General features: G+C 37.8%; 10 protein-coding genes. All 10 read right to left on the reverse strand.

What is annotated here, in order from left to right:
* Positions 1-2282 (reverse strand): CD3337/EF1877 family mobilome membrane protein (locus V7024_RS22440; protein WP_335524106.1); only part of this gene is annotated, 2282 nt, incomplete at its 3' end.
* On the reverse strand, positions 2279-2791 hold the full coding sequence (locus V7024_RS22445; protein ID WP_335524108.1) for a hypothetical protein: 513 nt from the start codon (positions 2789-2791) through the stop codon (positions 2279-2281). The genes V7024_RS22440 and V7024_RS22445, both read right to left, overlap by 4 nt.
* Positions 2792-2847: 56 nt before the next feature.
* Positions 2848-5430 (reverse strand): ATP-binding protein, encoded by a 2583-nt coding sequence (locus V7024_RS22450; protein ID WP_335524112.1) that lies wholly within the window; start codon positions 5428-5430, stop codon positions 2848-2850.
* Complete coding sequence (locus V7024_RS22455; RefSeq protein WP_335524115.1) at positions 5390-5941, reverse strand: TcpE family conjugal transfer membrane protein; 552 nt, start codon at positions 5939-5941, stop codon at positions 5390-5392. Before V7024_RS22455 ends, V7024_RS22450 begins: the two co-directional genes overlap by 41 nt.
* A gap of 17 nt (positions 5942-5958) precedes the next feature.
* Positions 5959-6207, reverse strand: a complete 249-nt coding sequence (locus V7024_RS22460; RefSeq protein ID WP_335524128.1) for a TcpD family membrane protein — start codon at positions 6205-6207, stop codon at positions 5959-5961.
* Between the two features lie 21 nt (positions 6208-6228).
* Complete coding sequence (locus tag V7024_RS22465) at positions 6229-7197, reverse strand: conjugal transfer protein (protein ID WP_335524118.1); 969 nt, start codon at positions 7195-7197, stop codon at positions 6229-6231.
* A 224-nt stretch (positions 7198-7421) separates the two neighbouring features.
* The gene (locus tag V7024_RS22470; protein ID WP_335524121.1) at positions 7422-8264 is read right to left on the reverse strand and encodes a replication-relaxation family protein; all 843 of its coding nucleotides are present in this window, start codon (positions 8262-8264) and stop codon (positions 7422-7424) included.
* A 5-nt stretch (positions 8265-8269) separates the two neighbouring features.
* Positions 8270-11107 (reverse strand): ATP-binding protein, encoded by a 2838-nt coding sequence (locus V7024_RS22475; RefSeq protein ID WP_335524123.1) that lies wholly within the window; start codon positions 11105-11107, stop codon positions 8270-8272.
* A 35-nt stretch (positions 11108-11142) separates the two neighbouring features.
* On the reverse strand, positions 11143-11367 hold the full coding sequence (locus V7024_RS22480; RefSeq protein ID WP_335524124.1) for a hypothetical protein: 225 nt from the start codon (positions 11365-11367) through the stop codon (positions 11143-11145).
* Between the two features lie 19 nt (positions 11368-11386).
* A complete protein-coding gene (locus tag V7024_RS22485; protein ID WP_335524126.1) occupies positions 11387-11650 on the reverse strand; it encodes a hypothetical protein in 264 nt (87 codons plus the stop codon).
* Between the last annotated feature and the right edge of the window lie 366 nt (positions 11651-12016).

Genomic DNA, 12016 nt, shown 5'->3' on the forward strand with positions numbered 1-12016 from the left:
ATAGGTTCACTTGACAAAGTTGGATGAATTTCTTGTTCGTGTGTAGCTGGAACCGTTATAGCTTGCGTTGGAATCTCACTCGAAACCATTGGTTCTTGGATATTTTGTGTTGGTATCTCAGGTGTAGCAATAACTTGATCTTGAGTTGGTTCTACTGGCATAGGCTCATTTGACAAAGTTGGATGGATTTCTTGTTCGGGTGAAACAGGAACCATTATATCTTGTGCCGGAATCTCATTCGAAACTAATGGCTCTTGGACATTTGGTGTAGATATCTCAGGTGAAGCAATAATTTGATCTTGAGTTGGTTCTACTGGTATAGTCTTCCTAATCGGATTTGTTGGGTTAGCTGCGGGTGTAGAATTTGATGAAAGTGTTGTTGTCTCTAATTCATTTGTAGGATAATCAACAATGTCAATTGCGGATAGTTCTTGTGGCGCGTCTTGTAAAGATGTAATCTCTTGTTCTGGTGTTAATTCTAGCTCCTCTAATGAAGCATAATTTTGGTCTGATACATCGTTTTCAAGTTCTGCTGGTGTTACTTCTTCTGATCTTTCCATAATCTCTGCTAACTCTTCTTGATCTAAATGAGTCAAGTTTTGTCGTCCATCTAAATCTTGTTCCTCTTGTTCTTCTGTATCTGTTACTTGTTCTTCATCCTGTAATGATACAAGTTGTTTTTGATTCTCATCTTGCTCATTGTTTTGTTCTTGATTTTCATCGTCTGAGAGATTGTCTGGAACGTTCGCCTTCATAAGATTTGGCTTTTTCTCTTCATCTAACGTATCTTCATTTTCTACTGCAACGCCATTCGCTGCAAGTTCAGCTGCTGTATTAAAGTGATTTCCTACCTGTTCACCTATATATCCACCAACACCCATTGCTACATCTTTTCCACGGTCCACAAATCGCTCTGTCATGAGTGAGATATCTGTAACAGTTCTATATATGTTTTTCGTTTTTGCGAAGCATGCTATAATGCTGTCCCTAAAGATATAACATAAAATGAACACAATAATTTGAAACACCATTGTTGATACGTACCCTGCGAGTCCCGCTTCTGGTAACACATAGATTAATTCGGATACCGTGAAAATAATGACTAGCATCACTGACATTAATACTTTTAAAGCAAGCGGTCTGATCCACTGTGTTGCCCAGCTTTCCATTACTCTACGGTATCCTGGTAACAATGCTACCGCTAATACAATAGGAGCAATCAAACTCATGACAAGGAACCACAATTGGAAAGCTACAATGAGTAAACAAAATGCCAAGACTGGAATCCCCACAAGTGGGTTTACAATATAGTAAATAATCGTGAAAATGATGCGCTCTCCCACAGAATCCATTTTCATCATTTGGTTTTTCTCTTTTGCTATTTCATTATCTACAATTGAGTTTCTTTCTTTTCCTGGGGACGTTTTTAGTAATGTATCGACACGTTCCTTACCAATTTTCTCTTTTGAATCTTCTCCGTATTGTAGAAATAGATATGGTCTTTCCACTAATATCCCCCAAATTTGTTTCTTCACTGCGGAAATAGCGTCCTCTTTAGAGCGATTCGGATCACCAGCCACCGTCCCCGTTGCTTTTGCTAAAATAGTGGTGCTGATTTCAGAACTGATGGTATTAGTCGTTTTTAATACCGTACTTGCATTTCCAATAAAGACAAGAATAAACGCAATAACTAATACTGTTTTCACAAGTTCATTGAATCCCGCTGTAGGTTGGCGTTTCACAAAAAAGATATAAGCTGCATAACAAGCAGATAATACACACGCTATGCCAATAATAGAAGGAAACAATCCCCCACTCAAAAAACCCATTTTTCCATCTTGCCCTTTTCCAATACCCGAAATATTTTGCATCGCTGCCGCCAATTTATCCGCTACGCCAGATACGATATCTAATTTTAGTGCTTGATCTACTAAAAACATTGTAAGTTGTGTAAGCATAATGTTGAGTTTAAAAGCCAAATTCACAAACCACTGACAGATACTATAAATCATACGTTGAATATCCTGCCCAACATTGTCATCTCCAAATATATAGCCACCTAATTTTTGTAAAACACCTTTATCATCCTTTTTGGGCGCTTCCGTGTCGATTTCATAATATTTCCCTTTGTACAGATCATCTGTATGTCCTTTAAATAGATTTTCCGATATCGTTGGCCCTGTTTGTTCTTGCTTTTTCTCTTCCTCCGCTAGGGCGACCTGTGACCCTAGCGGCATGAGTAAAAATACAAAAACCATACAAATAGAAAGGATTTTTTTCATTCTTTTTGCCCCCATTTATGGACACGTACAGGCTTCATGCTTCCCACAATGTTATCTACACTATAGTTGCTTCCCCATGCCCATTCGTAATTTTTCCATTTACCATCATTCTCGTCCTTTACCATTTTTAAATCCATTCCTCGTTGTCGCTCTTCCACAGGGTTATAATATCTTACATGATAGTAATACTCGTTTTTCCCCTCATTTAGGTCATAACGATCCAAGTCAAATCTATTGTTTAAATTTTTACTTGCACCTGAATTTATCACTCCATCTTCACCGAAATTAAATTTTTTATATTGTAAATCATTTAATTTTTTAGTGTCTACATCGATATACGCTCTTAAATATTCTATCGCTGCTTTGTCAGCTTCTTTCATATCACGTTCTTTTTGACTCTCTTGTTGTTTTGTACTACCCTTTGTCTCACTTGCTGCACAACCTGTCATACTGGCAATTGCTAACACCCCCGCTATACACAATCCTGATACCATATTTACTTTTTTCATTTGGTCCATCCTCCATATACAGATAATTTAGAATACTTTATCTGTATTGTACTGCATTATGCCATTTGTTTGGCACGTTCTTCCTCTGTTTTCGTTGAGGAATCAAATGCGTTTGCAAGTTCTTCAAACACCGGGTCAATATCAACAACTGCTGTTCGACCGTAGATATCCTGGAACAACGCTTCACCACGTCGTAGTCCTCGTAACATGCGGACATTTTCTTCCGTCACAGGTAAATTGTAATACTTCAACATTTCCCTTGCCTCATCATCATGTTTGAGGGAAAAACAAAACTTCATACCCACATTTGCAATTTCTCTGTTTTCTGAATTATAGTCCGATGCGTTTTGTGTTCCGGAATAAAGTCCCATGTTGTAATAACGCCCTTCTCGAATGACTTTATCTGAAATACGAGCACCTTCCCTGTTTTTCAACATACTAGACGCTTCATCTAGCATATAAATTTTAAATACATCCCGGTCTGAATGCATAAGAGACTTTGCGAACGCACCCAGCGCAACTAGAATACTACGTGACAACTTATCTGTTACACTTTCATTTTTATGTGGTTCTCCTTTTGGAATTTGCAAATGTTGAATTTGCACCACTTGAAGCGGACGTTCTAAGTTAATAACTCGATAGTTCTGACCTGGTTTTCCAAACAATAAATCACCTAATTGAATACTCTCTAACGTTGCTAATCTGTTTGTTAACGCATTTAATTGTTCTAATTCGCTTGGTAATAGTTTCGTATTGGACTTCATGTTTTCTAGTTCTAGACGAACAAGTGTTAAACAAGCATCTTCTTGCTCTGAGACAATTTCAATTGCTTTATATAAGTAATCGTATCTTGTATCATTTAATCCTACTTCCGATAAAGAGGTTAACACTTCAAGCGCTAGACTCTTCGCATCATCCTTGGTTGCACTAATCCGAAATGGATCCAAACATCCGGCATCTTCTTTATTTTTCCCAAGTGTCCATACTTCCAAGAGTCCTAATCCTGGCTTATTAAAACCTGGTAACAAATCTATCCATTTACCGCGGTCCCCCTTTGGATCTACGATAAATGCTCTTCCCCCGCTGAGGACAATCCAAAAGGCTAATAAGTTCATCAAGAACGATTTTCCTTTGCCTGTTTGCCCTGCAAACATGACAGATAAGCTCTCAAATTCTGTGATAATATATTCTAATGCTTTCGCTGCTAAATCTGGACGAATAAAGACCGGACGCTCTAACTTTTTGGTTTTCCCAATATAGAAGCCTTGATTGTCGCCAATTTGTGTTGTAGCGCCAAACATACCTTGAGCGAGTATACCTGGTTCTACAAATAATTTAAAATCCATATTGTAACGTTTTGATCCAGGTAAGAATTCGTAGAAGTAAGCAAGTTGATCCCCGAACGGATTGACCAGCTCTATTTTCATTTTTTTGTATTCTGTAATGAGCGTTTCAATTCTTTTTTGCAGTGTTTTCGCATCATTCGCATAAACACAAAGTAAAACACTCAATTCGTATCCTGGCGCACCTGTCGATTCAAATCGGTCTTTTACAACTCGAACCCCTTGCCTCTTGCGCTCGATTGTCATATCCATTGCTTTGCGTCCCATAAGAGACTGTTTTTGCTGGTCTTCTAACTCCATTTCACTGTTTGTTAATTTTTTTGTAACCATTCGATTCTCTAAATGATGAGCACGAATACTCATTTCAACAGGAAATTTTAAAGACTGGGATTGTAGCTTATAAATCCATTCTCCGCCTGGAAAAATAGACATTTCCGGCATACTCTTGATGGATAAAAAGGCAACATGTGATTTTTCTATTTCTCCGTTTTCATTTTGCCTTTCTAGTATTAAAGAACGTCCTGGGCTTTCATCAATGACACAGTCCGTAAGTTGAATCATTTCTTGCAAGTGTGGACGACGAATCTTTATAGGTTCCCCATCTTCTTTTTGCATTTCCAATGTCGTGCCAACTTTCCAATTCTTATTTTGTACAGTTTCTGTCATACCGCGTGTAAAGTTATGCTCGAAGAGAAAACGAATCGTGGATGGAGTTACTCGTTTGGTATTTGAAAATGCACTACGTACCTGATGATAGACAATCTCTTCTGTTTCTAAGTATGATTCGATTTCCTCTTCTAAAATATCTGTTACAGCTAATCCCGAAACGTTATTTGCTGTTTGTGTAAACCCCTCTTTCATCTTGCTTAGGAATTTCCACGATTCTACAACTGGATTCATAATTTGTCTTTCTTTTTTCTCTTGGTTCATTTGAACTAACACGTAAAAGCGATACTCCATGCTTTCTTTTGCCATCGATGAGTTGCGAAGATACTTTTTTACTTGTTCAAAGAAGTATCTTCCAGTAGGTGCCAACGGCCCTTTTAGTGTTGTAATATGTTCATCAATAATTTCATCTGAATTCGTTGTGCGAGGGATAACAAGAAAGTGTACGTCGTACTCTTGATGTGTAAATAAAGCAAGCTGATTTTGATAATACATTTTCTTTGTACTTTCATCCTTGTGATCGTACCCAAAACCATCTACCTCATATACGCTTGAATAGCGGTCATCTATACTAATTGCGAGGTTTCTTTCAATATGTTTCAGTGGGTTTCGTTTCATACTTTTCAACAATTTCCAACTCCTCCTTTTGATCTAAAAATGTGAGTGGATATGCATGTGTATCTAGATTTTCATTCTCTATTTTCTGTGCTTTGTTTTTTATATCGCATGGCTGATACTGTATAAACGTAGTTCCTCTTATCACATGTTTTTTTAACTGCGGTATCTTTACCAATCTACTGCTTTTATGCGTTCGTAATTTGAACATTATCCAGGAACGAAAGTAAGCAAATAACGATTTTTCGTCTGTTTTGTATTGGTCAACACCCCAAACTAGAAAAATAGGAAGGACAATGTAGTATACGATATAAAATTGATCAATAAAGTCGCTCAATATCCACTTAAAAGGTGGGAAGACGCGGAGCGCTATAAGCCCCGCCTCTACCACTATAAAATATCCCATCGCGCGCCAAGTAACAGCGCGTGGAAGTGGTTTTCCCATCAATTCGTATTGCTTTCTAAAAAACTTCATATAACTTCCATAACAGTACGCTACAATTGGATTTGTTTTTTGTTCTTGCATCTTTAATCTCCCTTCTCTTACAAGCCAATAAGTTTACCGAGGAATTCACCGAGTGCTTTTAACGCATCTGGTTTATTGACGAAGAAAACCATGGCAGCTCCGCCAACAACTAAAGATGCAAATATTGCCCATGCGCGTTTAACCGCTAGAAAGATACCGCCGAGAATAAACACAATATATAACGCATAGGTCCCTTGTGTTTTCACCTCTTCAAAAAGCTCCGTTAATCCAATCCCCAACATCAAATGATTCATCATGTCTAACATATCAATCATTCTCCCCTCTCATTATTGGTTTTGTAAATTTGTGACAACAAATTGTTTCCCATCTTTTTTGACAGTCAACAAATAGAAAGCTTTCATTTTTGTTTCAGAATGTACATCAATCATCATCACCTCCGTTTGCACTTCATACCAACCTTCTTCTTTTCCTGGATATACCTTAGAGGAATTGACTTTATCTAACTTCATTGCACCTTCTAACCCTTTAATCTGAGAATTATCTAGTACATACGCTAATTCTTTTGGTGTTGCTGTTGTATAGGATTTAAAGAATGTTGGCAAAAACTCATGTATCTCTTCTTTTACTTTGAAATCTTTAATTTCTGCTATTTCTTTCTTTTCTTCTTTCACATCCGCCTTTTGTTCCACTTTCACAATCTGCGGAAGTCCATTTATAACAAATGCTTTCCCATCTGTTTGTATGGGAATGGATATTTGCTGTTGTACATCTTTGACTTCTTCCCCGCTGTTATCTTGTTTCTGACGGTGTAGCTTGTAACCAACCTTAAAGATCACGTTTGCTTCATTTCCCTTTCCTTCCTCAACCTTCAATACGATCGCGTATAAAAAGTTGGCATCCCATTGCAAGCTGTTTGGATCCATTCCTGCTTGTGGATCTAGCGTTTTTAACAGATACGGCTGTAAACGTTCCACCCGCTTCCTCAGCCCTTCTTCTCCTCTTTGCCACGTAAAGTACTCCTTGGCAAACAAACGAGCAAATTCAATCGATTCTGGACGTGTAGCGAGGTTTTGTTTTTGTGTTACTTGTTCAGATTTAGATTTTGCTTCTGCCCTTGTATCTTTTCCTTTTAAAACTGTAGTCAAGGATATAATGAGCATCCAGCTGAACAAGATCCAAAACGCCCATTTCCCAATCAGACGTCCTTTGTATGATGGAACTCGTATAGGCTTTCGTACTTTTCCTTGTGTACCCTCAAACGTTTTTTGAAACAATCGTTTGATCTTTTGCCACATGAACATCCCCCCTTCATCGATCTATCATTTTGTATACACCTACCAACACAAGCCCGAGGATTAAAACACCCTCCCATCCTTGCGTATGATACGTATTTATGAATTGAGTTTTTATTGCTTCCCATACTTCACGGGAACCTGGTACTCTTTCAAATATCCAATCTGAAAAAATAACTAACAGAAAAATACTTCCAGTGAATGATAGGACAACTCGGAACACATTCTTACAACCTCACTTTCTTATCGGAATTTCGAATATTTTGATAAATCACACCGAATGGATCTTGTAATATATCTTCAAACAGTGTGATATACACTTGAATTTCAGGACTACTGATGTCCTTTAGATAGCGTATTAATTCATTTTTTCTCGTTTCACTCCCGGCTACAAAAACCAATCGCCATAACGGAAGGTCATAAGCTATCCCAGTATGCATACGATACTCAACTAACTTTTCTTCTCGCTGCATAAAATCGTTGTACCGAAGAATTTTCTTGTGTAGTGCATCTTTGGAACCGTGTGAGCGTTCCATTTCAATAAATACGCACATGTTTTTGTCAAATTCATTTTTTAATCCAATTACTGCTGTTCCATCTGGGCGAATGATTTGCTTCTTTCCATTTGCGTATTGAAATGTGCCACGCGGCTCATTAATCCAAGCTTTTAACTCAAGCTTCTCTGCTTGCCGCGAGGCAATTGTCATTGCACATTCTACATGCGATAACATCAAACTGTGATATACAAAAGAAGCTGGACGTTGTGACCATTTAGATTTCCAATGTACTTCTCCCCGAAACCCACGTACTATATCTACTCCCTGTGGTGTTAAAGTGTAGATACGCTTAGGCCTTCCTGATTTTCGAGTTTGATATCGGACTGACATACTTGGTAAATATTCGAATTTAAGATAGTTTGCTTTTGTTAATTTCCCTAAGCGGTTCAGAACTGATCTTTTTTGGTATCCCGTATAAATTTTCGAATGAATATACTCGAAATCTACATATATGTGGGTATGCAAGTCATTGAATAGGTTCACATCTTCTTCTGATAATAAAATGTTTCCCATACGTTCTACTCCTTTTCCCAGCTATCAAAACCACTCGCTTCATCTTCAATTTGTGAAGTGTCTTTTTGTTTCATTTCTTTTGATTGTCCAGACTGTTGTTCACTCTCTATGTTATCTTCCTTATTTTTTGCTCCCACTGTAGCTAGCTGCTTCAGTCTTTCTTGTTTGCGGAATGGGAGAATGACTGCATTTTGCATCGTTTTCTCCATCTCTTGTATTGTTGCTACCTGAGTACTCACTTCGTCCACTTGCTGTTTTTCACTTGTTTCTTTTACTAAGTTGACCTTCTCTTCCATTTTATCGAAACCAGATTCAACCTTTGGTTCTTCTTTTTTCAGCACCACTTTTTCAGATGCAAGATACTTTCCTTTCCCATATAAGAAGTCATCGATTTCCTCATCAATTTCTGATCCAGATTTCCCATTACTTTGCTCTAAATCTTGAATTTTCGATTTGGTCCAATCATTTGATATCTGGATTTGTTTTTCACTTTGATAATCAGCTACTGTACCGTCCGGTAAATAACGATTTAAAGGCGGAACCTGGATGGTACACCATACATTTTGTACAACACCCTCGATGCGATCCTGTGTTTGAATAGCCACTACAAGATTAGGAAGGTTTTGCAAATACTCTGTACGAAACTTCTTTTGCATAATTCCTTCTAATGTTTTTGCTGAGTTGAACCCTTGCCTACATACGAAGTAGTTCCCTCCAGCTTCTGTTAACATGTCTGTCAAATCCCGATCTAGCTGCCCTGTAACTTGCTGTGTGATGACCCAAAGCCCTAAACCATGTTTCCGATCTTTCGCGATAATTTTAGGGAGAACTGGTACTTGCACATCATGCGCTTCATCAATTACTGCTAAATGAAGTTTAGAACCATGTGGACGCTGCTGTGCAATACGGTGATATTGACTGCTTATATAACCCACTGTGAGTTGAATATCATCTTTTCCCATTCCCGCTAAATCGTAAAAGATGAGATGCCCTTCATCCATCCATTTTCTAATATCTAATGAAAAACCAGTTTGCCCATACATACGCTTTAAGTACAATGTATTTCGGAATATATCTAAACGATTTAATATCGCTTGTGTGCTGTCTTCTAAAGCATTTCCGGCTTCATATTTCCAAAAATGAGAGTAATATTTTTGCTCTGGTCCTTGTAAATTTTGAATTACGTTTGCTCGAAATAGTTCATCACTGATAAATAACGGGATACTTAAAATCGTATGTTCTTGACTTCCATCACAAAGCAAAGTGCCAATAATTGCTCGTAATAAGCGTTCTGTTTGTTGTGCTTGCCCTTGAATCATTAATTTGATCATTTCCATAATGGATTCAACAACTGTTTGGATATCTTCTCCTGGAAAGCGATGAAACAAATTCAATGCTGGTGGATAATCCGTATTTCGAAAGCGAATGAAATGAACTTTGCTCCAATCAACGTGTTTCCCATCCTTTTCAGCCTTCAGTAGACGATTTAACGCAACATAAGCCAAATCTTCTGTTGGATCAAAAAGAGACTGTCCTCCGGCTTCTTCTGGATTCTCTAACCATTTATCAATCACACTCTGCATCAACATCATGGCGATGGTACTTTTACCTGAACCAACTTTCCCTGTAATGTAGCCATGATTTTTAAAAAACTCTTCACGAATCTGTACCAATCTATCTTTGATATAAGGATGCATAACATGGCCAATGGTAATCCCTTGCGCCAACATATCATCTGGTATCATCGCTTCTCCTTTATCAAGATATAAAATCTTTTGTTCCGTCTTACTGTTTTTATCTCCAGTTACATTTGGAAGATGAAACAAGTTTAAAAGCTCCGATCCCGTCCATACCATTTTTCCGTATACTGGATGTGGTACAGCCGGCATACAATGTCTCAAACGTCTATATCGAAGCTCATTCACATCTGCCATGATACTAGCTACCATATGGCCGATATTTTTAATAACGGGTACACCAGGATAATGATTACTTGCAATGGAAACAGATACTTGAAAAGCCACTTCATTGTTAGAAAAACGCTTGTTTAATGCCCTTATTTCTTCTTTTTCAAAAGCATCTAAACCATGTCTTTTTTTCTTTTTAATTGCTTTCTCTGCTTTCCGAATACCCTTTGTCAGTCGATACCCATTGTCGGGTGACAAAGCAACATCAATCCATGTCTTTTCTTCCAATGCACTCCCTAACATCGGTAATACATCCCGCGTATAACGTGCTAAAGATAAAGTTGCTTCTAATCGTTTTCTTTTTAAAACCATTCGTCCTCCAACTGCCTTTTTTGTTGGGAAGGGCATTTCATTTGTTGGAATGGTATAAATTTCACTGTGTATATAGATACTTTTCATTGCTTGTAGGATTCGTTTTAGCCCATCTTCTGGTCCACCTATATAGTAGCGAACACGTTCTGTTCTTCCTTCTGGCCGATACATAATCATTCGATACCAATCGCGACCTTTTAAAAGACGTTCTAAAGGTTTTCGTCCTGATCCATGTACGTGGCGAATCATTTGTCCTAGCTTTTCCGCCGTTACTTCATCGTCAATATGCGGAATCAATAGTACATACCGATATCGTTTTTTCTCAAAATACAAGTATAAGTAGTGTAAAAAAATGCGAATCAAGGCATATAGCATGATGGCTAACACAATGATTCGAGAAATGCGAGTTGTCACATCAACCATTGTTGGAACATGCTTCATAATTTCCGCTAGTATTTTTTCCTTAGAGAACCAGATGAAACCTGCAGCTCCTACAACTAAGAGTGGTTTCCAATTCTTTTCAATAAAGTTTTCAAATTCCTTATCAAACTTGCTACGTGCCACACGTTCACTCCCTTCCTATCGTGTCACCAATTGGATTAAGCTAGTTCTAGCACTTTTTCTTCATGTTTTTTTGTGTGTTGTTCTGCTAAGTGGATTATCGTGTGAGGCTGCATAATTGCTTGTTGAGGTTGCTTGATATTTTCTAACAGCATTTTGTATCCAAAGAGTTCTTGTTTGATTTGTTCGATGTCTACTTCTCCATTAACTGTGACTCGTTCTTTCCAAAAAGATTCCCAACAATCATGACGGCTGGTATACATCCCTTTCCCTCCCTTTTTATTAAGAAATCTTATACGCCTTGCAAACCCATGGATCATCGTCTTCTTCTACATCATTGGCTAGGAATATTTCTACTTGTACTTCCAATCCATTTTCCATAACAACAATGCATTCGTAGCAGTCATCTAAGGATTGTTCCTTTTCATCCCTTATATCTTCTACACCTCCCCATTCATCAGGAAAGCTATCAAAGAAGTATTCAATGGCTCCGTCTAATTGTAAGTAGTCGCCAAACGATTTTTCATAAATCGGATGTTGCTCCATCTATCTCACCTACTTTGTTTGAATTCATTGTTATACAGTTAAACTACACTTCCATCTATCAACAAAATGTCATCTTCCCTATCGTAAAATCGCTTATATATCTCAGAGTCTTTTCATCCACACCAGTTCTTGTCATTTCCTTAAAATACTTAGCCCATGCTTGTTCGTGTGTTAATTGTGTAGGAAGACCCTCATTTTTAATTTCTTTAACGAAATTATCCGAAAGAATTCTCCTTCCTCAAGCGTGTGAAGGGCGGTAGCCCAACGGTAGGTGGGAGATGAATTTCGGTTTGGCGTTAGCCAAAAACTTTTGATAAACTAGACATATGAAGTTCTTTGATAACTTGATATATATATCCTACTTAC

Source organism: Bacillus sp. JJ864, from assembly GCF_036963045.1.
GTDB classification, from domain to species: Bacteria; Bacillota; Bacilli; order Bacillales; family Bacillaceae_G; genus Bacillus_A; species Bacillus_A pseudomycoides_C.